Raw genomic sequence first — 23410 nt, 5'->3', positions numbered from 1 at the left:
ACAACAATGAGTCAATTATCAGAATTAGGGAAAGCAGCAAGTTATGCTATCAATAATTAATTAAAAGTAAACTATAAAAAAACATCCATTTTGTATAAAATGGATGTTTTTGTTTTTACAAGGAACTCCAAACCTCCTTCATATTTTACCTCCTAAAATTCTATCTACAAAATTAATTAGAGATAAAGTTTTTTTCTCGTCGCAAAAATCATAATTTATCGTGAAACATTTATTCATCTCATCGTCTAAAGAGTACTTGTTTTATAAAAAGTCAAATTGATTTTTTAAAATCTCTTTTTTAATTAAAATTATTTTTCTTTTAAAATAAACACATTTTTAAAACCAAAACAACACATAAACAACCACTATTAAGTGAAATCAATTTTTAAAACATAAAATAAAGATTAAATTTATTTATTTTGCGTTAAAATTAAACAAATTATGTCATCAATAAATACTGTACAAAGTTTAAACACTGAAAAGACATTTGTCTCACCAGAATACATTCGTAATCGCTTCTCTAAAACGATGTCTGATATGTATAAAAATGAAGTACCTCTTTACGGTGAACTACTTGATTTAGTTCAGGAAATTAACAACAATGTTATTTCAGAATCTAAAGAAATAAAAGAACAATTAGAACGTACTGGAGAAATTACTCGTTTAAATATGGAGCGCCACGGAGCAATTCGCTTAGGTAAACCATATGAGTTATTTACAATGAGACGCCTATTTAAAGTTATGGGAATGTTTCCTCTTGGCTATTATGATTTAGCTTCCGCTGGTGTTCCTGTTCATTCAACAGCGTTTAGAGCTATAGAGAACACAGCACTTAACCAAGCTCCTTTTAGAATTTTCACTTCTTTATTACGTTTAGACCTAATTGATGATGATAAGCTGCGTACTAATATTGAAACTATTTTAGAAAACCGTCAAATTTTCACTATAAAAGCGCTGGAATTAATTGACAAATCTGAAAAAGAAAATGGTTTAAATAAAGAAGATGCCGATACTTTTGTTAAAGAAGCGCTAGAAACTTTTCGTTGGCATGAAACTGCTACAGTAGATCACGAAATGTACGAAGCATTAGTAGGTCAGCACAGATTAATTGCTGATGTGGTTGCTTTTAAAGGCCCTCACATCAATCACCTAACACCAAGAACTTTAGATATTGATAAGGTGCAAAGTTCTATGGAAGCTCGCAATATTACTCCAAAAGATATTATAGAAGGACCACCAACAAGAAAGTGCCCAATTTTATTACGTCAAACAAGTTTTAAAGCTTTAACTGAAAAAGTAACTTTTAAAGGTAAAACAGGAACTGAAAAAACAGGAGAACATAAAGCTCGTTTTGGAGAAATTGAACAGCGCGGTGTGGCATTAACCAAAAAAGGACAAGACTTATATAATGAGTTATTAGATAAAACACGTAAAACAATTGGTGGATCTCCAAATGCTGAAAATGCTTTAAAGTACAACCAATTATTAAAAGAAAATTTTAAAAAATTCCCTGACACCTATCAAGAACTACAATCAGAAGAATTAGCGTATTTCCATTACTTTACTACTGATAAAATAAAAAATTTATCAAAAGATAAAACGCATACAAAATCAGACGTAAACCAATTATTAAAAGATGGTTATTTAACTACTGAACCAATGGTTTATGAAGATTTCTTACCCGTAAGTGCAGCAGGAATTTTCGCTTCAAACTTAGGTACAGATGATGCCGAACGAGAATATGAAGAAACTTCTAATCAATTATTATTTGAAAAACATTTAGGAGAATCTGTGTTTAAATTAACAACTTGGTATGAAAATACACAAAACAAAACGATTGAAAAGTGTTTAGCTCAAATAAATGCTTAACTTTAAAAAAGTTGGTGTTTTTTACAATTTGAACTCACACTAATAGAATATAATAAAATCATTCTTTTGAAAAATCAATTTGATTATATAGACAAACAAATATTATTAAAGTTACGGTTAGACGCTCGTAAAGCATACTCTCAAATAGCTAAAGAATTAAAAGTTTCAAATTCTTTAGTACACCAACGTATAAAAAAACTTACCGCTGAAGGCGTTATAAAAAATGCCGAATTTGTTTTAGAGGAAAACAAATTAGGTTACAAAACAAAATCTTATACTGGCATTCGTTTACGAGAAGCTCGTTTTGCAAAAGACGTAATGTATGAATTAAAAAAATCCCAGAAATTACCGAATGTAATTTTGTATCGGGTATTTATGCTATTTTTATATTAGTGTACGCTACTGACAATGAACATTTACAAAAAATATTGTACGATAATGTTCATTTAATAAATGGTGTTGCAGGTACCGATACTTTTATTTGTTTTGATACTTGCTTTAAGAGAAATATACCCATAGAATAATGACAAATAATAGAGCAGCAGTTTTATGGACAGGAGGAAAAGATTGTGCTTTGGCCTTTTTTAAAGCGCAACAAGCAGGTTACACAATTACACATTTAATAACCTTTGCTCCTAAAAATCCTAACTTTAAAGCACATCCAATTCACTTGATAAAAAAACAAGTAAAAGCTATTGGCATTCCTCACTTATTACTAACAGTAACAGCTCCGATAAAAGAAAGTTACGAAAATACTATCCAACAATTAAAAAAACTTTATAAGATTGATACTTTAGTTACTGGTGATATTGATGAAGTCGATGGACATACTAATTGGATTGAAGAGTGCTCGCTAAAATCTGGCATGAAAGTATATAATCCTTTATGGAAAAAAGAAAGAATCTATATACTAAACGAATTAATTACAAATGATTTTACAGTAATATTTTCATTAGTAAAAAAAGAAGATTTAACTAGCGATTGGATTGGTAGAACTCTTGATAAAACCGCTATTAATGATTTAAAAAAGAAATTAAATATTGATATTTGTGGAGAAAATGGAGAATATCACACTATGGTTTTAAATGCTCCTTTTTTTAAACATAAAATAGTAGTAAACAAAGTTGATTTTATTGAGAACGATAAATACTACTATTTAAAAACAATATTGTAAACCTTTTAGGTGCTTAGATAATGGCAAAAACAACACAATTACTAGATTTAGAAAAGAGTTTAAAAGGTGAATTATTTTTTGATGATTTACACAAAACTCTATATGCCACAGATGCTTCAGTTTATCGTAAAATTCCGCTAGCTGTAGCTTATCCGAAGGATAGTGAAGATCTTAAACTTTTAATTGATTTTGCTACAAAAAACAACATCACTTTAATTCCGAGGGCTGCAGGAACTTCACTTGCAGGTCAATGCGTTGGTGATGGAATTGTTGTTGACGTTTCTAAACATTTTACCAATATTTTAGCTTTTGATGAGCAGCAAAAAACCATCACTGTTCAACCAGGAATTATACGAGATGATTTAAACAGGTTCTTAAAACCTTTCGGATTATTTTTTGGTCCAAACACCTCAACTTCTAACCGCTGCATGATTGGCGGTATGGTGGGGAATAATTCATCAGGAAGCACTTCTATTCGTTACGGAGTTACACGCGATAAAGTGTTAGCTATCGAAGGATTATTATCTGACGGAAGTAATGTTCTTTTTACCGAAATTACTTCGCAAGAATTCAACCAAAAAAAATAGAGAACTCTTTAGAAGGTACTATTTACAGAACCATTTATACAGAACTTTCTCAAGAAGCAATTCAACAAGAAATAATAAATGAATTTCCTAAGCCAGAAATTCATCGTAGAAATACAGGTTATGCAGTAGATGAGTTTTTAACCTCTGATTTATTCGGTGGAAATGAACCTACTATTAATACCGCTAAATTTTTATCTGGTAGTGAAGGAACGTTAGTTTTTTCAACCGAAATCACCATTCATTTAAACGACTTACCACCTACTTATAGCATTATGGTTTGTCCGCATTTTACGAGTGTAAATGAAAGCTTAAAAGCTACCGTAACCGCTATGAAGCACAAATTATATGCGTGTGAATTAATGGATAAAGTAATTTTAGATTGCACCAAAAACAATAGAGAACAAGCTAAAAATCGCTTCTTTTTACAAGACGATCCTGAAGCTGTTTTAATGCTAGAAGTTTCTGCAAACACTATTGAAGAAGCAGAAATACAAGCAGACGAATTAATAAAAGATTTAAAAGCAAATAACTTCGGGTATCATTATCCGAAAGTATATGGAAATGACATTGCCAAAGTGCATCATTTAAGAAAAGCCGGATTAGGTTTACTTGGTAATATTGTGGGAGATATGAAAGCCGTTGCTTGTATTGAAGACACTGCAGTTGCTTTAAATGACTTACCAGAATATATTGAAGAGTTTACCCAAATAATGGATAAATACCAGCAAGATGCCGTGTATTATGCACATGCTGGAGCTGGGGAATTACACTTACGCCCGATATTGAATTTAAAAAAGCAAGAAGATGTTGTTTTATTTAGAAAGATAACAACTGAAACGGCCCAACTTGTAAAAAAATATAAAGGTTCGTTTAGTGGTGAACATGGTGACGGAATTGTACGTGCTGAATTTATTCCGTTAATGATTGGCGATAAAAACTACGAATTATTAAGACGAATAAAAAAAGCTTTCGATCCGAATAACGTATTTAACAAAGGAAAAATTACAGATGCTTTTCCGATGGATAAAAACTTGCGTTATGAAATCGACAGAAAAGAACCTGTTATAAAAACATTACAAGATTTTTCTGAAAGTGAAGGTATTTTAAAATTGGCTGAAAAATGTAACGGTTCTGGTGATTGCCGTAAATCTCCTGAAGCTGGCGGAACATTATGTCCGAGTTACAGAGCTACCAAAAATGAAAAAGAAACTACACGAGCAAGAGCCAATATGTTACGTGAAGTTTTAACAAATAATACTGCCGAAAACAAATTCGATTCTAAAGAATTAAAACAAGTCTTAGACTTATGCTTAAGTTGTAAAGCTTGTGCTACAGAATGCCCAAGTAATGTTGATATAGCTTCTATGAAAGCCGAATTTCTATATCAATATCAAGAAACCAACGGTTATTCTTTTCGTAGTAGTTTATTTGCAAATAATGCAAAATATAATAAATTAGGAAGTAAAGTTCCTACAATAACAAACTTTTTAACCAATACATTATTGGCTAAAAAAATAATGGGAGTTGCCATACAACGCTCGGTTCCTAAATTAGGAAAGCAGCCTTTAGATAGTTGGTTAAAAAAACAAATTGCCACTTCGAGCGCAGACGAGAAGGCCTCTAAAAAAACTGTTTATTTATTTAACGATGAGTTTACTAATTTTTACGATGCCGAAGTTGGTAAAGACGCTGTAACAGTTCTAAAAAAATTAGGATACGAAGTAAAATATAATAAACACGAAGAAAGCGGTCGTAGCCATATTTCTAAAGGATTTTTAAAAGAAGCCAAAGAATTGGCGAATAAAAATGTTGCTATTTTTAAAGATTTAATTTCTGATGAAGCTCCACTAATAGGAATAGAACCTTCTGCTATTTTAACTTTTAGAGATGAATATATTCGTTTAGCTGAAGATAAATCATCCGCAGAAAAAATAGCTAAAAATGTTTTTACTATTGAAGAGTTTCTAGCTTCTGAAATTAAAAAAGGCAATATTAACACCTCTTTATTTACTTTAAAAAGCAAGGAACTTAAAATTCATGGGCATTGTCATCAAAAGGCATTATCATCAACACACGCTAGTTTTACGATGTTAAATATCCCGAAGAACTACAAAGTTACTATTATGAACACTGGTTGTTGTGGTATGGCGGGTAGTTTTGGGTACGAAAAAGAACACTATAAAGTAAGTATGCAAGTTGGTGAAGACACCTTATTTCCAAAAATTAGAAACTGCACTATAGAAACAGAAATTGCTGCAGCAGGAACGAGTTGTCGCCATCAAATTTATGACGGAACCAAGCGCATTGCTAAACACCCAATTACGATCCTAAAAGAAGCCTTTATTTAATTAGTTGATTTTCATGTATTTATTTTGTATTTTTAAGCATATGTTAATTTAAAACACCATGTTATGAGTAGTACTAAAATAATAATTAACAATGCTTTATTAATTTTTGCAGGGATCGTCGGCTTTTTTCTATTGATGAAAGTTTTAGGTTTAGATCATGTTTCAGAATTACGTTTCTTAAACTTTGCCTTTGTTCTTTGGGGAATAAACAATGCCATAAAAACGAATATCAATGCAAATAAAGAATCTTTATATTTTAATAATTTTTCTGTTGGTATAGGAACCTCTATTGTTGCCGTTGGATTTACGATTATAGGCCTAATATTTTATGTAGATTTCATAAACCCTTCTCTTATAAATATTTTAGAAGATTCTGCTTTCTGGGGACAAAATTTAAGTCTTGGTTTAGTTGTATTCGCTTTAGCTATTGAGGGAATTGCTTCTTCAGTTATTTGTTCTTTTATTTTAATGCAATATTATAAAAACTATAAGCCAGTAATTATTTAATCAATTTAAAGCACAAAAAAACCTCCGATTAAGATCGGAGGTTTTTTTTAAAAGTCTTTTATACTATGGCTGAATCACCTCTTCTTCTGCTAATAAACCAAAAAACTTATCTAAATTAGGTAAAATAACAATTTTAGTCCTTCTGTTTCTAGCTCTATTTGCGCTTGTTTTATTATCTACTAAAGGTAAAGATGAACCTCTACCCGAAGCAATTAATCTATTAGGATTTACGCCATATTTTTTTTCTAAAATACGAACTATTGATGTAGCTCTTTTTACACTTAAATCCCAATTATCTTGTATTACATCATTATGAATTTTTCTTGAATCGGTGTGCCCTTCAATCATTACATCCATGCTTGGTTCTGACTTGATAATCTCTGCTAACTTCTTTAACGTTTTGTATGCTCTACTATTCACCTTATAACTAGCCGTTCTAAATAGCATTTTATCTGAAATAGATATCATTACTACCGTTTTATCGATATTTACATTAATATCGTCAGAGTTTTGTAATTCAGGAACATTGATTGATTTTTTAAGTTTATAAGAAACTGCTAAATCCATAGAATCCTTTAATGTTTTAGCTTCTGCTAATTCAGCAGCATCAACATTTGCTAAAGTTTTACGCATTTTAACTTTCATCGAATTAGATATTACAGCTCCTTCAACCATATCTAATTTTACATCATTTTCTTCTTTAAGGTTTGAATTGATTCCTTTTAAAGAGTTTATTTTGGTATTGTAGTTGTCTACTCTTTTTTCAATTTTAGCAAACTTAGCTTCTAGTTCTTCTTTTTCTAATGCTGTTTTCTGAAGAGTACCTTTAGTATTGGTATATCGTTGTTCTAACTCAACGTATTTTTTTTAGAAACACAAGATGTTGCAATAATTGCGACAATTAATAGAAGGGATACTTTTTTCATTATTGATTGTTTTTAATAGTTTAAGTAATGTTAAACGTATTATTATCTCTTATAGTATAAACAACCCTTGTTATTTTAAAAATATCTCTGCCATCATACAACGTGCACTTCCGCCTCCACAAAATTCTATTGTATCTAATGGTGAATGAATAATTGCATTGTGCTTTTCTATTTTTTGTAACTGTTCTTTTGTCAAGGACTTATATGCTGATGAGCTCATTATTAAAAAGCGTTCGTCATTAGCCCCTTTTACTTGTAACATATTACCAGCAAACTGATTTACTTGCTTTTCGGTAATAGTTATAATTTCTTTTTTATCAGATTTTAAATGTTTTAACACATTTTTCTTTTCTTTTTTATCATCAATAGCTTCTAAACAGATGATAGCAAAACTTTCTGCCACACACATCATTACATTCGTATGGTAAATAGCTTCTCGTTTTTCGTTTATAGTTTGGTTTGCTGTAAATACTACAGGAGTGTATTCAAAATCTTCACAAAACTCAATGAACAATTCTTCATCCGCCCTTGGCGATAAAGCACAGTATGCTTTGTTATATGTACGATCTAAAATCATACTTCCGGTTCCTTCTAAAAAAAGACCTTCTTCTTCGGCTGCAGAATAATCAATTACATTTTTAATTTCAAAACCTTTTTCTTCTAATATTTCTAATATATCTTCTCGTTTTTCTAAACGCCTATTTTCAGCAAACATCGGATAAATAGCAACATCTCCGTTTTCGTGAAAAGAAATCCAGTTATTAGGAAACAAAGCATCTGGTGTATCTGGTTCTTTAGTACCTTCAACAACGATAACGTTAACACCTACTGCTTTTAACTTAATTACAAAAGCATCGAATTCTTGCTGTGCTTTTGCATTAATTGTAGCCGGTAACATACCTGCTAATTCTTGTTGGTAATAATTATTTATAGCTGTTTGCTCGTTCATTCTAAAACTAGCCGGACGAACCATTAAAATAGTATTGGTAGTTTGTTGCATACTCTTAAAGTATTATTGTTTATTTTTCTTGCTAATAATATCTGCTAAATATTTGGCATCTTTTGAAACGCCACCTAAAGTTGCAGAGCCACGAGTAAACATCCAAGGTAAACCAATAAAAAACAAGCCGTTTATATTGCTTACGCCTCTATAGTTTTTAGGATAACCATCTTCGTCTAACTCCAAACCTTCTATCCATTTAAAATTTGGGCGATATCCAGTTGCCCAAACAATGTTTTTAATCGTTGATATTTTATCTTTTTCGAACTCTATTTCACTATTTAAAGCATCTTTTGTTCTTCCAACAGCGATTACATTTTCTCTAGACAAAATTTCTTTAACATCTGTACCAATCACTGGCTGTACAGATGAGTTAATTCGTTTACCAATCCAACTATATTTACTATAACTTAAAAAACCAATTAAAGTAAACCACCACCAAAGTGTTTTACCTAAAAACTGTTGTGGTAATGATTTTACGTTTGTGTTTCCAGAAAAATAAACGGTTCTGTTTTTATCTTTAGATATTTCATCTAAAATTTGATACCCAGAATCTCCTGCTCCAACAACCAAAGCGTCTCCTTTTTGCAGCTGATCTACTCTTTTATAGTAGTTGCTATGCATCTGAGAAACAGTTTCTGATATTTTCGTATGACACGGCGGTGTGTACGGAATATGAAACGGTCCTGTGGCAACAATTACATTTTTGGTTTGAATTTCACCATCTTTATAAGAAACATAAAACCCTTTTTCATTTTTTCTTACAGAGGTAATTAGCGTATCTAATTGTAAAGGAATTTGAAATTTTTCTACATATAATTTAAAGTAATTACTAACTTCAAATTTAGTAGGATAATGCCCTTTTGAAGCGTTAAATTTCATACCAGGCAAGTGATTGTACTCCGTAGGTGTAAATAATTTTAAAGAATCCCATCTATTTAACCAAGAAGCGCCAATCTCTTTTTCACCATCAATAACTACAAACTTTTTTTCCATTTTTTTTAAATGGTAAGCCATCGATAATCCTGCTTGTGCTCCTCCAATTATTACATAATCTAACATTTGTTCTTCTTTATCGTTTTACACACCAAAGGTAAAAACAAAATACTACCTAGAAACTATAATTTTAATATAGTCTTTAGGTAGTATTTTATTCTTTTAAAGATTTTATAAATTTGCTTCTCTTACTTTAAAGATCTTTTATCTTTAACTGAACAACCTATTGCTCTGGTATATTTTTTAGCAGGTTTATCACCTTTTAACAATGCATCTACAGCATCTTCTACAAAACGTTCAGATACATTGCTTTCGTCTCTAGAACTATCATCAATAGCGCCTATATATTCAACAATTAATTTACCTGCTGTTTTACTTAAAATATACACATGTGGCGTTTTTGTTGTGCCGTACATTGGGTATACTTTTTGACCTTCGTCAAATAAATAAGGAAAAGTAAATCCTTTTTCCTTTGCACGAATTTTCATGTCGTTAAAACTATCTCCTTTTGATACTTCAGGATCATTTGGATTGATAGCAATTACTGGATATCCTTTTTTACTATATTTTTTATCTAAAGCATTTAAACGATCTTCGTTTGCTACAGAATACGGACACATACAACAATAAAACCTTTAGCTTCTTTAAAATTAGCCAAAGAAACCATCTTACCATCTACATTTTTAAGATTAAAGTCTGACGCTACATCTCCTACTTTATATCCTTTCGTTTCATTTATTGTAAATGCTGAAATTGTTGCAATTACAACAAACATTAATACTATTTTAAAAATTTTCATATTTATTGATTTAAAAAGGTTTGTAATTCATTCTTTAAGGTTTCGTAATGAAACGATTGCTCATAAAACTTTCTCTTATTTTTAGTATAAATAAGTGTTGCAGGTATTGATCCCGACCAACTATCTGCTATATCCTGAATCCAGAATTGCTCATTTTTATCTTCGAAGTGCAATACTTTCGATTTTATTTCTTTCTTTTTTATAAACGGAATTAAGTTACTTTCTATTTGTTTTGAAAAATCTAAACTTACTAAAATAACCTCAACATTTTTATCTTTAAATTCTTTGTTTAGTTTTTCGAAAGCTGGCAATTCTTTTACACAAGGCAAACACCATGTAGCCCAAAAATTAATCACATACGTTTTATCATCGTTTTTATGCAAAAACGGCTTTAACTCGTTATAATTTAATGTGGTTATTTCATTTTGAATTGTTGACTCTTCTTTTGTTTCCTTATTCTTTTTACAAGAAGAAATTATCAAAGCAAAAAGTATTAAAAATCGAAATCTATACATACTTCATTTTTATTTACCTCTAAATTAATTGATTATATTTTTAAAAAAAACTTAATTAACGAAACATTAACAACTAAAAAAGCTCGAAAGGTAACCTTTCGAGCTTTTCTATTTATTTAATTTTTTTTTTAGCAAAAGATGTCGTTCAATAATTTCGCCAAACGTAAACCTCCTTTTTGTAATTGTTCTCTAACAACAGGAAAATAATCATACGAATAACGATAACGTAATTTATCTCCAGATTTAACTGATCCATATACTTTTTTAGTTAATTCGTGTGTATCATGTACCCAATCAACTACACTTCCTTTTTGAAGCTGTTTTATTTGTTCTTTTGATAAATCTTTAGCGTTATGAGCCAGCTCAACATAACTCATTTTCCAACCTTCTATCATATCGGTATCCCAAACCCTATGTAAGTTTGATCCTTTTCCATGCCATTGAACTTGAAGGGTATTTCCTCCTTTGTCTTCCCTTCTACCAATATGCATTGGCTGATGAAGATCTCCTACTAAATGTACTAGCATTTTTAAATGAAAACGCTTGTCTTCAACCGAACTTTTTTCATCTTTTAAAACTCTTACACATTCTTCTATTCCGGTAACTAAATCACCTTTTGGATTTTTCTCAGATGCTTCGTACCTAACATCAAAAGGCATGTTTACATAATGCCAAGTAGAATATTTACCAAATGTTTTTCTATCTGATTTTATTTCATCTGCATACGTAGATACAAAAGCTAAACTCTCACCCTGTAATAACGCAGCTATTTTTCTTTTTGCCTTTTTTGTCAGGTTGTTTTCGGCAATTTTACCTGTTGTTCTATGACCTGTTTGCCCCCAAACATCATCATTATTGGCAATAGATGAAGCACTTATAAAAAAAGCACATAACACTAATAATATTTTCGTTTTCATAAATAAAACTATCTTAATTTTTTGCTAAAATATAAAAATATTCATTTGGAAATTTGGATTTAACAAAAAATTAAGCATATCTTTACAATATCAAAATGATATCACAATAAATCAAACGAAACATGAAAGCAGAAAAAATAATAAAACCAGCAAACGGTTATTTAATGTTACTAATAGTTTTAACATTATTCTTTGGCGGAATTACAACATCTATAATAAATGAAACTCCAATTTTTATTCCTATTGCTATAATTGGACTTATAGGAATGTTTGGCTTTATTTTAGTTAACCCCAATAATTCTAGAGTTATTTTACTTTTTGGTAAATATGTTGGTACTATAAAAGACAATGGCTTGTACTGGGCGAATCCTTTATATAAAAAAAGAACAATTTCGTTAAGAGCGAGTAATTTTGATAGCGAGCGTTTAAAAGTAAATGATAAATTAGGAAATCCTGTAATGATTTCTACCATTTTAGTTTGGCGTGTTACGGAAACTTATAAAGCTGCTTTTGATGTTGATAATTATGAAAACTTTGTTCGTGTACAAACAGATGCAGCAGTACGTAAACTAGCAAGCATGTACCCTTATGATAATTTTGCTGATGAAGGGCACGATGAAGATATTACACTTCGCTCTAGTGTAAATGAAGTAAGTGAAGCTTTAGAAAAAGAAATAGATGAGCGCTTATCTATCGCCGGAATCGAAGTTTTAGAAGCTCGTATAGGTTATTTAGCTTATGCACAAGAAATTGCAAGCGCTATGTTAAAACGCCAACAAGCAACAGCAATTGTTGCTGCTCGTCATAAAATTGTGCAAGGTGCTGTAGAAATGGTTGAAATGGCTTTAGAAGAATTAAATAAAAAACAAATTGTTGAATTAGATGAAGAACGTAAAGCTGCTATGGTTAGTAATTTATTAGTTATTTTATGTGGTGATAAAGAAGCTTCTCCAGTAGTTAACGCAGGAACTTTAAGTCATTAAAAAAAAATAATTCATCAAGAAATAACATATTATGAAAGAATATAAAGTAGTACAACCAAAATTAGGAATAAGGAATAGAACTCAGAAGTATGAAGATCTTTTAAATCAATATGCAAGAGAAGGTTGGGTTGTAAATAACATATTTCAAAGTACTGGGGGCATTATATTTGAACGTAACAAGAATAGGTAATAATGAAAATATTTAAAGAAGAACAACGTTTACACAATGGTGGATTTGGCTTGTGTTTTTAGGCCTAAACTTATTTTTCTTCTTTGGTATTTATCAACAGTTGATATTAAAAACTCCTTTCGGAAGCAAGCCTACATCAAATAATTTTTTAATAATTACCTGTAGTGTTTTTTTATTAGTTACAGTGTTTTTCTTCTATTTAAAATTAAAAACAAGAATAGATAAAACCGGAATTTATTATCGCTTTTCTCCTATTCAATCTAAATTTAAGATAATTAAATGGGAAACCATTAAAAATGTTCAAGTTATAAAATACAAACCAATTACCGATTACGGCGGATGGGGAATTAAGCTAAACTCATATACTGTAAAAGGTAATATTGGCATCTTATTCGAGTTTAAAAATGGTAAAAAATTCTTAATTGGTTCTCAGAAAAAAAATGAAGCTACTCGTGTTTTAGAAACCTATAAAAACAAATTATCATGATTAGAATAATCGCGCTTATTATTTTTTATACTTTTAGTATTGTAGTTGCTTTTGCACAAGTAAAATCTGAAGAAATATTAATAAAAAATAACGGAATTGAATTACCAGGAACCTTAACGTATTCTGAGGATAAAACTCCGTTATTAATTTGGATTCACGGTTCTGGAAATGTTGACCGAAACGGAAACCAACTTCCTTACGTTAAAGCCAACTATATAAAACAATTCCGCGACAGCGTTAACCAACATAACATTGCTTTTTTTAGCTACGATAAGAGAACTGCTAATAAAAAAAACATGGCAGTATTAAAAAAAGGAATCTTGTTTGACTCTTTTATTTCTGATGCAAAAAAAGTAATCTCTCATTTTAAAAATGATACCAGGTTTTCAGAAATTGTTTTAATCGGTCACAGTCAAGGTTCATTAATAGCAATGTTAGCTAGTAAAAACAGTGATAAATACATTTCATTAGCAGGGCCGTCTGGTTTTATCGATCAGAAAATAGTTGATCAAATGAAAACCAAAAACCCGCTTATTGTTAATACGCTACAAGAACATTTTAAAGAATTAAAAGAAACTGGTACTATAAAAAAAGTAAATCCTTCTTTAGTAACAATGTTTAATCCACAGAATACACCTTTTTTTAAAAGCTGGATGCAATACAATCCATCCGAAGAGATTAAAAAAATAAATATTCCTGTATTAATCATTAACGGAACGAAAGATTTACAAGTGTCAATAGAAGATGCAAAAACATTACATATATCTAATTCGAAGTCTGAATTAGTAGTTATAGAAAATATGAATCATGTGTTAAAACATATTGATAAAGATGAAAACAACATGAACTCTTATTTTTCTGCTGATTATCCTTTATCCGATAAATTGATTAAAACCGTTGTTTCTTTTGTAAAAAAATAACTATGGCAAAAAAGAAAGCATTTGCGCTTCGCGTAAACGAAGATATGATTAAAGCTATTGAAAAATGGGCTGCTGACGAATTTCGCTCTACAAACGGCCAAATAGAATGGATGCTAATGCAAGCATTGAAGGAAGCCAAACGCGAACCTAAAAAGAAAGACGAATAAATTTAATTTTTGAAGCAATTTTATTCACTTCCAAAATCTTAATAAAATGTTAAAAACCACTCAGTAAATATTGAGTGGTTTTCTATTTTGTAACTTGTTCTGCAAATCAAACTAACTATAATGAAAAGAATATTTTCTGTCTTATTTTTACTTATTACATCGCTTGTATTTTCTCAAGAATTTTCGATGGATTTAGTTAAAAACATGAAACCTAGAAACATTGGTCCTGGAGGAATGTCGGGACGTGTAACAACCATTGATGTTGTAGAATCGAATCCCGAAATTATGTACGTTGGTACTGCATCAGGAGGAATTTGGAAATCTACTTCGGGCGGAATTAAATGGCAACCTATTTTCGAAAAAGAACTAACTGCTTCTATTGGCGCTATAGCAATTCAGCAATCAAATCCGAGTATTATTTGGGCAGGAACTGGTGAAGGAAATCCTAGAAATAGTTTAAATGGTGGTTTCGGAATTTACAAATCGTTAGATGCTGGTAAAACATGGAAAGCTATGGGGTTAGAAAAAACACGTCATATTCATCGTGTAATTATTCATCCTACAAATCCTGATATTGTGTATGTTGGTGCCATTGGTTCGCCTTGGGGTGAGCATAAAGAGCGTGGTGTTTATAAAACTACTAATGGTGGTAAAACTTGGAAACAAATTTTATTCAACAATATAAAAACAGGTGCAGCCGATTTAATTATGGATCCGTCAAACCCTAATAAATTAATAGCTGCCATGTGGGAACACAAACGCGATCCTTGGTTTTTTAAGTCTGGTGGAAAAGGTAGTGGAATGTACATTACACACGATGGTGGAGAAAATTGGAAGCAAATTACCGAAAAAGAAGGTTTTCCGAAAGGAGAATTAGGCAGAATTGGTGTTGCCATTGCTCCTAACAATCCAGATGTGATTTATGCTTTAGTGGAAGCAAAAAAGAATGCGCTCTACAAAAGTGAAGATGGTGGGTTTAAATGGAAAAAAATAAATGATAAACCTGGTATTGGAAATCGTCCTTTTTATTATTCTGAAATTTATGTAGATCCGCAAAATGAAAACAGATTATACACTGTTTTTACCTACATCAATGTTTCGCAAGATGGCGGAAAATCATTCAAACAATTAATGCCTGCTTATGGTGTTGATAACGGAGTCCATCCAGATCATCACGCATGGTGGATTCATCCGAAGAATGGAAAATTTATGATTGATGGTAATGATGGCGGATTAAACATCACCAAAGATGGCGGAAAGTCTTGGCGTTTTATAGGAAATCTTCCTGTGGCTCAATTTTATCATATTAATGTTGATAATGAATATCCGTATAATGTTTACGGAGGAATGCAAGACAACGGTTCTTGGCGCGGCCCTGCTTATGTCTGGAAATCTCAAGGAATTAGAAATAGTTACTGGCAAGAAATTAGTTTTGGTGATGGTTTTGATGTAGTTCCTGATAAAGATGATTCGCGTTATGGATGGACGATGAGTCAGCAAGGTTCTGTTTCTAGATACGATTATAAAACAGGTAATAATTACAACGTAAAACCAACACATAAGGATGCGAGTGTAAAATTACGTTTCAACTGGAACTCTGCTATTAATATTGATCCTTTTGATAATTCAACAATTTACTTCGGAAGTCAGTTTGTGCATAAATCAACCGATAAAGGATTAACTTGGGAGGTGATTTCGCCTGATTTATCAACCAATAATCCAGAAAAATTAAAACAAGCAGAAAGTGGTGGTTTAACGATGGATGCTACTGGTGCTGAAAATCACTGTACCGTTTTAGTGATTGAGCCTTCTCTTTTACAAAAAGATGTTTTATGGGCTGCTACTGATGACGGACAAGTTCACATCACAAAAAACGGTGGTGAAATTTGGACAAACGTTGCTAACAACATTAAAGACTTACCTAAAAACTCTTGGATAACACAAATAAAAGCGTCTAACAAAAATAAAGGTGAAGCACTTTTAGTTGCCAACGATTACAGACGTTTTAACTACGAGCCGTATGCATACAGAACTAAAGATTACGGAAAAACTTGGCAACGTATTGTTGATAAGGATGATGTAGAAAGCTATGCGCTTTGTATTATTGAAGATCCTGAAAATGAAAATTTATTGTTTTTAGGAACCGATGACGGATTATACATTTCTTTAAATGCTGGTGAAAAATGGACTAAATGGACAAATGGTTTCCCAACTGTTCCTGTAAAAGATTTAGTAATTCATCCTCGTGAAAACGACTTGGTAATTGGTACTTTTGGTAGAGCTGCTTGGGTTTTAGATGATATTCGCCCACTACGTGCTATGGCAAAAAGTAATGTTACCAATCAAAAATTAACCTTGTTTGCTCCACCAACTGCTTATCAGGCAGCTAGCCAACAGCCAACAGGAAGTAGGTTTGGTGCCGATGCTATGTATCAAGGTGAAAACAGAAAACGTGGTGCACAAATTTCTTATTACATCAACAATACGAAAGTTGAGAAAAAAGAAGATAAAAGCAAGAAACAAGACAAAACGAAAAACAAAAAAGAGGCCAATTCGAGCGTAGCCGATAACTCTAAAAAAGATGAAAACAAGATTAAACATGATTCTATTAAACTTGAAATTTTTGATGGCTCTCGAAAAATAAGAACCCTGAAATTTAAAACTCCTAAAGAAAACGGATTACACAAAACTACGTGGTATCTAAGAGAAAAAGGTGTTGCTAGAGCTTCAAGGCGCATCAGAAAGCAAACTAGAGAACCTGGAGGTGTTACTGTAAAACCAGGAATTTATAAGTTAAAAATGACTTTTGGAGATGCCGTTTCTGAACAAATTATTAAAGTTGAATTTGATCCTAGATTACAAATATCAGAAGAAGCTATCAATCAAAAATACGCTGCTAGCAAAGAGTTGGAAACCTATCAAGAAAAAATGGCAAGTGTTGTAAAACAATTGGTAGAAAGTAAAAACACAGCAACTTCTTTAAAATCTAAATTTACCAAAGAAGATAAAAAGAAATACAAGGTAGAAATAAAAGCATCAAAAGAAATCATCAAAAAAATTGATACTTTAATCGCAATGTATTTAGGTACAATTGATAAAAGACAAGGAATTACTCGCAATCCTGAAGTTACAATAAACAATCGTTTTAGTACAGCTCGTTGGTATGTTGGTAGTAGATTTGGCAAACAAACAGCAACTGAAAAACAATTAATAAATCAGTTTAAAAAATCTTATACTAAAGGAATAGAAAAAACAAATATTTTCTTTTCTGAAGATTGGAAAAAGTATAAATCGACTGTTGAAAAAATTGAAATTTCTCCTTTCAAAAAAACGAGTACTTTTTCTATAAATTAATTATTTTTGAAACTTAATTAAATTTAAAAATCTCCTACCCTTTAGCGTAGGAGATTTTAATATTACATACATTATGAAAAAAGCAATTTTTATCTTTATTATTTTATTCTCATTAAAAAACACCGCTCAGAACACTCCTCAAAACGAATTAGGAGCTTGGTATATGTACAACGGTTCTCATCAAATTTCTGATAAGTTGAGTTTAAAAACGATGGCTCATTTTCGTTTTTTTGAAATTGGTGATGATTTACAGCAATTTATTGGTCGATTAGGTGGAAATTACAAAATCAATAAAAACATGAGCGCTACTTTAGGCTATTCGTATTTAAACACCGATGGTTCTTTTGACGTTGACGGAGGTGAAGTTAATGAACACCGTATTTATGAAGACTTTAATATCAAACATAAAATAAACAAACTTGGTTTTGCTCATAGATTTAGAGCTGAACAACGTTTTTTTAATTCAACAACTTCTCATTTTTTACGCTATCAAATCGGGTTAAGCCATCCTTTAAACGAAAAGTGGAGTACTTATTTATACAATGAAGTATTTTTTGATTTTGATGATGAAGCTTACAATCAAAATTGGTTGGGCGCAGGTTTTAAATATCACTCATCTAAAAAAACAACATTTAAAGTTGGCTACCAAAGAATAAATGTAAATGGTGACGGTAATTTTAATAGAATTCTCTTAGGTGTTGCTATTAGCACAGATCATCGTAAGAAGAAATAAAAACCTACTTTAGCAAAAAACTAATTAAAACATGAGCGCACCAACTTTTACAAACGATGCAATTGTATTCGGAATTTTAATGATTTCCTTAGGATTTGTATTTTATACAGAATCTAAAACCGACGGATTTTGGCCTAAATTTTATAAAATAGTACCAGGTCTTTTTATGGCTTATTTTATACCTGCTATTTTCACTACTTTTGGCGTGATTTCTCCCGAATGGGAAACTGCAACCGTAACTGGTGAAGTTGTAAAAGGAAAATCTCAATTGTATTATGTTGCTAGTCGTTTTTTACTACCTGCAGCATTAGTTTTAATGACATTAAGTATCGATTTAAAAGCAATTTTCAACTTAGGTTCTAAGGCATTAATTATGTTTTTTACAGGAACAGTCGGAATTATTATTGGTGGACCAATTGCTATTTTATTAATATCTTTATTTTCTCCAGAAACAGTTGGTGGTGCAGATTTTGATGCAGTTTGGCGTGGACTTTCAACACTGGCAGGAAGTTGGATTGGTGGTGGAGCAAATCAAACTGCAATGCTAGAAATTTACCAATATAATCCTGCCAAATATGGCGGAATGGTATTTGTTGATATCGTAATTGCAAATGTTTGGATGGCTATTTTATTAATAGGAATTGGTAGAAAAGAAAAAATTGACAAATGGTTAGGTGCAGACACCTCAGCTATTGAAGATTTAAAAGAACGTGTGTCTAAATTTACACAAGGCGTTAAAAGAAACCCTACGTTAACTGATTTTATGATTATGCTAGCTATTGCATTTGGAACTGTTGGTTTTGGGCATTTTGCAGCTTCTTTTTTAAGTTCGTTTTTTAGCGATTTAGTTGCTGAAATTCAGTCAGAAACTTGGCGAAATATTTTTACCTTTTTAGGCTCGGGCTTCTTTTGGCTAATTAGTATTTCAACCATTATTGCTATTGTTTTATCATACACCAAAGCAAAAAATTATGAAGGAGCAGGAGCTAGTAAAATAGGAAGTATTTTTATTTACATTTTAGTAGCAACTATTGGTATGAAAATGGATTTAACAATGATTTTTGATAATGTTGGTTTAATAGCTATCGGTTTTGTTTGGATGGCAATTCATGCTGGTTTGTTAATTTTAGTTGCTAAATTAATTAAAGCCCCTTATTTCTTCTTAGCTGTAGGTAGCCAAGCAAATGTTGGTGGTGCTGCCTCTGCCCCTATCGTGGCACAAGCATTTCATCCTTCATTAGCAACTGTTGGTGTTTTATTAGCGGTATTCGGATATGCAATTGGAACTGTTGGTGCAATTTTATGTACAATTTTAATGGAAATATCTGCTACTTTATAAGAGAATTCTGCATATTTGCAACTCTAAATTTAAAATAACATGAAAAAACTTATCGCCATTTGTGCGTTTTCAATATTAGCTTTTGCTTGTTCTTCTAAGAAAGAAGGAAACATGATTGTTAAAGGTCAAATTAAAGGATTAAAAAAAGGTACATTGTACCTTCAGAAAATGAACGATACGTTAATAGTATCTGTAGATTCTGTAGCGTTATTAGGCGATGATAAATTTATTTTAACCGATAATGTTGAGTCTCCTGAAATGTATTATTTAACTTTTGATGGAAATACCGATGAAAAGAGATTGATGTTTTTTGGTGAAAAAGGAGAAATCACCATCAACGATAAATTAGAAGAGTTTGGTTTTAGTCCAGAAATAAAAGGATCTAAAAATCAAGAAGTAATGGATAAATACCGTGATTTTGACCAAAGATTTAAAGATAGGCGATTAGATTTTGTTAAGAAAAATTTAGAAGCTCGTCAAGCTAATGATGAAGAATTGATTGCAAAATTAGATTCAGATTACAAAAAAATGATACGTAAACGTTTTTTATTTACGACTCAGTTTGCTAAAAACAATGCAGATAGTGAAGCTGCACCTTATATTGCTTTAACTGAATTATTTGATGCTAATATTATTTTATTAGATACTATTAATAATAATTTAACCGATAAAGTAAAGAACTCTAATTATGGTAAACGCTTAAATAAGTTTATCAACCGAATAAAAGCTGAAGAAGGCGCTAAATAATGGCTTTTTTTCATAAATTTAAAAAAACTCGATACTAATTGTATCGAGTTTTTTGTTTCACAGTTATGTTACAACCGTTGTTTACTTACTTTTTTTATTATTTATATACACATCAACTAAGTTCTCTAAAACATTTAAAGGTAACGGACCATTGGTTAAAACTACATCGTGAAATTCGCGAATATTAAACAAATCACCCAAAGCTTCTTTTGCCTTTTCACGAAGCTCTAATATTTTTAACATTCCTATTTTATAGGCCGTTGCCTGGCTTGGCATTACAATATGACGTTCCACCATTTTTACGGCATCTAATTCAGCATTTGGAGTATTATCAGTGTAATACTTAATTCCATCTTCACGTGTCCATTTTTTAGTATGAATACCAGTATCAACAACCAAACGACAAGCTCTCCAAAGCTCCATTGCTAAACGACCAAAATCGGAATATGGATCTGCATAAAAACCCATTTCTTTAGGAATATATTCAGAATATAATCCCCACCCTTCAATATAAGCAGTGTAACTACTAAACTTTCTAAACATAGGTACATTTTGTAGTTCTTGTGCAATTGCTATTTGCATGTGATGACCAGGAATTCCTTCATGATAAGCTAAAGCTTCCATTTGATAAGACGGCATACTTGCCATATCATACATGTTAGCGTAATAAGTACCAGGTCTTGATCCATCTATTGCTGGCTGTTGATAAAATGCTTTTCCTGCTGATTTTTCTCTGAAGGGTTCTACTGCTTTTACAATTAACTTTGCTTTTGGTTTTGTTATAAACAACTCGTCTAATCGAGTTTTCATACTATCAATCATATGCGTTGCTTCTTTCATATAAACCTGTCTTCCTTCTTTAGAATCGGCATAATAAAATTGCTTATCCTTCTTCATAAATTCGAAAAACTCTTTTAAAGATCCCTCAAAACCTGTGCCCTTCATTATAACACGCATTTCATCATGAATACGAGTTACTTCTTTTAAACCTATTTCATGAATTTCTTCTGATGTTAAGTTCGTTGTTGTAGTTCTTTTTAAAGCATTGTTAAAAAAAGCTTCTCCCTCAGGAAACTTCCATGAGCCAGCATCTGTAGTTGCTATTTTCTCTTGAGCTTCTAAAGTTGAAATTAAGTTTTTATATGCTGGTAAAACTCCTTCTTTTAAAGCCACAATTCCTTTCTCGATCAATGCTTCTTTTTCTTCGGCATTAATAGTTAGTTTATTCACTTTGTTCGTGAAATCGTTTAATAATGTGCTTGTTTTACTTGAATTATCAAAAGGTTTTCCTTTTATCAAGTTCTTAGAGTCTTCTAATACTTTTGCAAAAACAAATTTAGGAGGCATAATGCCTTTACTTTCTCGTTCTTTTAAGTTCTTAACTAATTGACTAAATAAAGGTTTTAAATTGTGCAATCTGGCGATGTAATTTTCAGCGTCTTTGGTTGACGTTACCTGATGCATATTTATTAAAAATGCCGGAATTTCAGACTGCATTCCGTGCATTTGATTTACAGGATATGTATGAAAACGATATTTAAAATCTGCTATTTCATTCTTTAGCTGCTGCTTAAATAAATCATAACTTAACTTAGTACTTGCATTTAACTTAGTTACGTTTAAAGAATCCTTTAACCATGTTAATGCATTTTTGGTATGTACTAATTCTTCTTTAGCAAATGCATCAGAAATATCATTCCATTTATCTGCATCTTTTTTAATACCTAAGTAGGTTTGATCCATTGGGTGACGATTTAAATGTCCTTTAAATTGTTCGTCGAAAAAGGTATTTGCTTTTTTGGAATGTTCTGAAATTTCTTCTTTAGTAATAACTTTAGTTTTTACATCTTCTTTACACGATTGTAAAAAACAAGTAAAAACTAAAGCTGAAATTGTAATTAATCTTAGTTTCATCTTTGTAGTTATTTTATATCGGAAAAGATACAAAATTAGATGAACACTATATTTTAAATGAAACTATTGGTAATTTACTATGATTAGCAATATCTTCTGAAATACTACCTTCAAAGAAATGAGAAATTCCTTTTCTACCATGAGTGGCTACAGCAACAATATCTGCATTGCTTGCATTAGCAAAATATAAAATTCCTTTTTCCACCGAGTAATCAGAAATTATTTTAACCTCATTAATACTGCTCGCACTTTCATTGGCTTTATTAAAAAACACTTTCATTTCTTCTTCTAATTCTTTCGTGTTTTTGAATTTTGTGGTAGGTGTGTTTATGTATACTAGTTGTAATTTAGCTCCTAATTTATTAAAAAAAGCTTTAGCTTCTATATAAGGAGATACATCGTCATTGGTAAAATCACATGCAAAAACTACTTTTTCTATTTTTTTAGTAATTGGTTGTTCTTTAATAACCATTACAGGCACGTGCGCATGGCGAATTACTTTTTCGGTGTTAGAACCAATAAACATCTCTTTTAATCCGTCAGCTCCTTTCGAACCCATTACAATTAAATCTACATTTTCTTCTTTAGCTAATTCATCTAATTCACTAAAAATTTTAAAATGCTTAATTATCGGCGTTACTTTAATATCCGATAAATAATCTTTATCTAGGAATTCTTTAAATCTTTTTTCTGCTAATTTTAAATAAAAAAAAGTTTCTTGATTAGCTGATTCATCTGATTGATTAATTAATGAATTTGATAATTCTAACATATGAACTACTACAATTTCTGCATTATTCTCTTTTGCTAAAAAAGCAGCTGTTTGTAATGCATTTTCTGAATGAATCGAAAAATCGACAGGGATTATTATTTTTTTCATAATGTATTTTTTAAGTTTAACTACTCCTATAAAGTTACTAAATTTATATCAGAAAAAA

General features: G+C 31.0%; 23 protein-coding genes and 1 pseudogene. 15 read left to right on the top strand and 9 right to left on the bottom strand.

What is annotated here, in order from left to right:
• Positions 1-441 precede the first annotated feature (441 nt).
• From RRF68_RS12610 to RRF68_RS12585, 6 genes and pseudogenes are all read left to right on the top strand, one after another.
• Positions 442-1869, top strand: a complete 1428-nt coding sequence (locus RRF68_RS12610; RefSeq protein ID WP_315944550.1) for a VOC family protein — start codon at positions 442-444, stop codon at positions 1867-1869.
• Positions 1870-1935: 66 nt separating this feature from the next.
• Positions 1936-2262, top strand: a complete 327-nt coding sequence (locus tag RRF68_RS12605; protein WP_315944549.1) for a winged helix-turn-helix transcriptional regulator — start codon at positions 1936-1938, stop codon at positions 2260-2262.
• Complete coding sequence (locus tag RRF68_RS12600) at positions 2196-2393, top strand: Lrp/AsnC ligand binding domain-containing protein (RefSeq protein WP_315945380.1); 198 nt, start codon at positions 2196-2198, stop codon at positions 2391-2393. Before RRF68_RS12605 ends, RRF68_RS12600 begins: the two co-directional genes overlap by 67 nt.
• Positions 2393-3043 (top strand): diphthine--ammonia ligase, encoded by a 651-nt coding sequence (locus tag RRF68_RS12595; RefSeq protein WP_315944548.1) that lies wholly within the window; start codon positions 2393-2395, stop codon positions 3041-3043. Before RRF68_RS12600 ends, RRF68_RS12595 begins: the two co-directional genes overlap by 1 nt.
• 20 nt (positions 3044-3063) lie before the next feature.
• Positions 3064-5978, top strand: a pseudogene (locus RRF68_RS12590) (FAD-binding and (Fe-S)-binding domain-containing protein).
• A 63-nt stretch (positions 5979-6041) separates the two neighbouring features.
• A complete protein-coding gene (locus tag RRF68_RS12585) occupies positions 6042-6485 on the top strand; it encodes a hypothetical protein (RefSeq protein WP_275314848.1) in 444 nt (147 codons plus the stop codon).
• Positions 6486-6548: 63 nt separating this feature from the next.
• On the opposite strand, the gene RRF68_RS12580 is transcribed toward RRF68_RS12585, so the two are convergent.
• From RRF68_RS12580 to RRF68_RS12550, 7 genes are all read right to left on the bottom strand, one after another.
• On the bottom strand, positions 6549-7160 hold the full coding sequence (locus RRF68_RS12580) for a flagellar motor protein MotB (RefSeq protein ID WP_315944547.1): 612 nt from the start codon (positions 7158-7160) through the stop codon (positions 6549-6551).
• Positions 7161-7481: 321 nt separating this feature from the next.
• On the bottom strand, positions 7482-8411 hold the full coding sequence (gene ctlX, locus RRF68_RS12575; protein ID WP_315944546.1) for a citrulline utilization hydrolase CtlX: 930 nt from the start codon (positions 8409-8411) through the stop codon (positions 7482-7484).
• A 12-nt stretch (positions 8412-8423) separates the two neighbouring features.
• Positions 8424-9473: an NAD(P)/FAD-dependent oxidoreductase gene (locus RRF68_RS12570; RefSeq protein ID WP_315944545.1), complete on the bottom strand. Its 1050-nt coding sequence runs from the start codon at positions 9471-9473 to the stop codon at positions 8424-8426.
• Between the two features lie 122 nt (positions 9474-9595).
• Positions 9596-10027, bottom strand: coding sequence for a redoxin domain-containing protein (locus RRF68_RS12565; RefSeq protein WP_315944544.1), 432 nt, complete (start codon positions 10025-10027; stop codon positions 9596-9598).
• Positions 10009-10206: a hypothetical protein gene (locus RRF68_RS12560; RefSeq protein WP_315944543.1), complete on the bottom strand. Its 198-nt coding sequence runs from the start codon at positions 10204-10206 to the stop codon at positions 10009-10011. The genes RRF68_RS12565 and RRF68_RS12560 overlap by 19 nt, the downstream gene beginning before the upstream one ends.
• Before the next feature lie 2 nt (positions 10207-10208).
• Positions 10209-10721: a TlpA disulfide reductase family protein gene (locus RRF68_RS12555; RefSeq protein WP_315944542.1), complete on the bottom strand. Its 513-nt coding sequence runs from the start codon at positions 10719-10721 to the stop codon at positions 10209-10211.
• A 128-nt stretch (positions 10722-10849) separates the two neighbouring features.
• Positions 10850-11638: a S1/P1 nuclease gene (locus RRF68_RS12550; protein ID WP_275314856.1), complete on the bottom strand. Its 789-nt coding sequence runs from the start codon at positions 11636-11638 to the stop codon at positions 10850-10852.
• Positions 11639-11760: 122 nt separating this feature from the next.
• On the opposite strand from RRF68_RS12550, the gene RRF68_RS12545 reads away from it, so the two are divergent.
• From RRF68_RS12545 to RRF68_RS12505, 9 genes are all read left to right on the top strand, one after another.
• A complete protein-coding gene (locus tag RRF68_RS12545; RefSeq protein ID WP_218773091.1) occupies positions 11761-12621 on the top strand; it encodes an SPFH domain-containing protein in 861 nt (286 codons plus the stop codon).
• A gap of 31 nt (positions 12622-12652) precedes the next feature.
• Complete coding sequence (locus tag RRF68_RS12540) at positions 12653-12811, top strand: DUF4177 domain-containing protein (protein ID WP_218773092.1); 159 nt, start codon at positions 12653-12655, stop codon at positions 12809-12811.
• Between the two features lie 52 nt (positions 12812-12863).
• Complete coding sequence (locus tag RRF68_RS12535) at positions 12864-13298, top strand: DUF6141 family protein (protein WP_315944541.1); 435 nt, start codon at positions 12864-12866, stop codon at positions 13296-13298.
• Entirely contained in the window at positions 13295-14218 is a 924-nt protein-coding gene (locus RRF68_RS12530) for an alpha/beta hydrolase (protein WP_315944540.1), read from the top strand. The genes RRF68_RS12535 and RRF68_RS12530 overlap by 4 nt, the downstream gene beginning before the upstream one ends.
• Before the next feature lie 2 nt (positions 14219-14220).
• Positions 14221-14385 (top strand): Arc family DNA binding domain-containing protein, encoded by a 165-nt coding sequence (locus RRF68_RS12525; protein WP_218773095.1) that lies wholly within the window; start codon positions 14221-14223, stop codon positions 14383-14385.
• 120 nt (positions 14386-14505) lie between these two features.
• Positions 14506-17739 (top strand): VPS10 domain-containing protein, encoded by a 3234-nt coding sequence (locus RRF68_RS12520; protein WP_315944539.1) that lies wholly within the window; start codon positions 14506-14508, stop codon positions 17737-17739.
• Positions 17740-17812: 73 nt separating this feature from the next.
• The gene (locus tag RRF68_RS12515; RefSeq protein WP_218773097.1) at positions 17813-18472 is read left to right on the top strand and encodes a DUF2490 domain-containing protein; all 660 of its coding nucleotides are present in this window, start codon (positions 17813-17815) and stop codon (positions 18470-18472) included.
• Positions 18473-18503: 31 nt separating this feature from the next.
• Positions 18504-19811 (top strand): DUF819 domain-containing protein, encoded by a 1308-nt coding sequence (locus tag RRF68_RS12510; RefSeq protein WP_218773098.1) that lies wholly within the window; start codon positions 18504-18506, stop codon positions 19809-19811.
• 39 nt (positions 19812-19850) lie between these two features.
• Positions 19851-20558 carry a DUF4369 domain-containing protein gene (locus tag RRF68_RS12505; RefSeq protein ID WP_218773099.1) on the top strand — a complete coding sequence of 236 codons (708 nt, stop codon included), beginning with the start codon at positions 19851-19853 and terminating at the stop codon, positions 20556-20558.
• Between the two features lie 81 nt (positions 20559-20639).
• On the opposite strand, the gene RRF68_RS12500 is transcribed toward RRF68_RS12505, so the two are convergent.
• Positions 20640-22472 (bottom strand): DUF885 domain-containing protein, encoded by a 1833-nt coding sequence (locus RRF68_RS12500; protein ID WP_315944538.1) that lies wholly within the window; start codon positions 22470-22472, stop codon positions 20640-20642.
• 46 nt (positions 22473-22518) lie between these two features.
• Complete coding sequence (locus RRF68_RS12495; RefSeq protein ID WP_218773101.1) at positions 22519-23352, bottom strand: universal stress protein; 834 nt, start codon at positions 23350-23352, stop codon at positions 22519-22521.
• Between the last annotated feature and the right edge of the window lie 58 nt (positions 23353-23410).

The sequence above is a fragment of the Tenacibaculum sp. HL-MS23 genome (assembly GCF_032463465.1).
GTDB lineage: Bacteria > Bacteroidota > Bacteroidia > Flavobacteriales > Flavobacteriaceae > Polaribacter > Polaribacter bernardetii.
The sequence above is the reverse complement of the archived record's forward strand: the minus strand, read 5'-3'. Positions and strand labels throughout refer to the sequence as shown.

What these genes read in the sequence shown, in the direction of transcription:
- RRF68_RS12560 (WP_315944543.1), bottom strand. Translation starts at nt 10,206, where the DNA reads ATGAAAATTTTTAAAATAGTATTAATGTTTGTTGTAATTGCAACAATT.
- RRF68_RS12530 (WP_315944540.1), top strand. Translation starts at nt 13,295, where the DNA reads ATGATTAGAATAATCGCGCTTATTATTTTTTATACTTTTAGTATTGTA.
- RRF68_RS12610 (WP_315944550.1), top strand. Translation starts at nt 442, where the DNA reads ATGTCATCAATAAATACTGTACAAAGTTTAAACACTGAAAAGACATTT.
- RRF68_RS12525 (WP_218773095.1), top strand. Translation starts at nt 14,221, where the DNA reads ATGGCAAAAAAGAAAGCATTTGCGCTTCGCGTAAACGAAGATATGATT.
- RRF68_RS12495 (WP_218773101.1), bottom strand. Translation starts at nt 23,352, where the DNA reads ATGAAAAAAATAATAATCCCTGTCGATTTTTCGATTCATTCAGAAAAT.
- RRF68_RS12555 (WP_315944542.1), bottom strand. Translation starts at nt 10,721, where the DNA reads ATGTATAGATTTCGATTTTTAATACTTTTTGCTTTGATAATTTCTTCT.
- RRF68_RS12585 (WP_275314848.1), top strand. Translation starts at nt 6,042, where the DNA reads ATGAGTAGTACTAAAATAATAATTAACAATGCTTTATTAATTTTTGCA.
- RRF68_RS12545 (WP_218773091.1), top strand. Translation starts at nt 11,761, where the DNA reads ATGAAAGCAGAAAAAATAATAAAACCAGCAAACGGTTATTTAATGTTA.
- RRF68_RS12505 (WP_218773099.1), top strand. Translation starts at nt 19,851, where the DNA reads ATGAAAAAACTTATCGCCATTTGTGCGTTTTCAATATTAGCTTTTGCT.
- RRF68_RS12580 (WP_315944547.1), bottom strand. Translation starts at nt 7,160, where the DNA reads ATGGTTGAAGGAGCTGTAATATCTAATTCGATGAAAGTTAAAATGCGT.
- RRF68_RS12540 (WP_218773092.1), top strand. Translation starts at nt 12,653, where the DNA reads ATGAAAGAATATAAAGTAGTACAACCAAAATTAGGAATAAGGAATAGA.
- RRF68_RS12550 (WP_275314856.1), bottom strand. Translation starts at nt 11,638, where the DNA reads ATGAAAACGAAAATATTATTAGTGTTATGTGCTTTTTTTATAAGTGCT.
- ctlX (WP_315944546.1), bottom strand. Translation starts at nt 8,411, where the DNA reads ATGCAACAAACTACCAATACTATTTTAATGGTTCGTCCGGCTAGTTTT.
- RRF68_RS12500 (WP_315944538.1), bottom strand. Translation starts at nt 22,472, where the DNA reads ATGAAACTAAGATTAATTACAATTTCAGCTTTAGTTTTTACTTGTTTT.
- RRF68_RS12570 (WP_315944545.1), bottom strand. Translation starts at nt 9,473, where the DNA reads ATGTTAGATTATGTAATAATTGGAGGAGCACAAGCAGGATTATCGATG.
- RRF68_RS12520 (WP_315944539.1), top strand. Translation starts at nt 14,506, where the DNA reads ATGAAAAGAATATTTTCTGTCTTATTTTTACTTATTACATCGCTTGTA.
- RRF68_RS12595 (WP_315944548.1), top strand. Translation starts at nt 2,393, where the DNA reads ATGACAAATAATAGAGCAGCAGTTTTATGGACAGGAGGAAAAGATTGT.
- RRF68_RS12565 (WP_315944544.1), bottom strand. Translation starts at nt 10,027, where the DNA reads ATGTGTCCGTATTCTGTAGCAAACGAAGATCGTTTAAATGCTTTAGAT.
- RRF68_RS12510 (WP_218773098.1), top strand. Translation starts at nt 18,504, where the DNA reads ATGAGCGCACCAACTTTTACAAACGATGCAATTGTATTCGGAATTTTA.
- RRF68_RS12515 (WP_218773097.1), top strand. Translation starts at nt 17,813, where the DNA reads ATGAAAAAAGCAATTTTTATCTTTATTATTTTATTCTCATTAAAAAAC.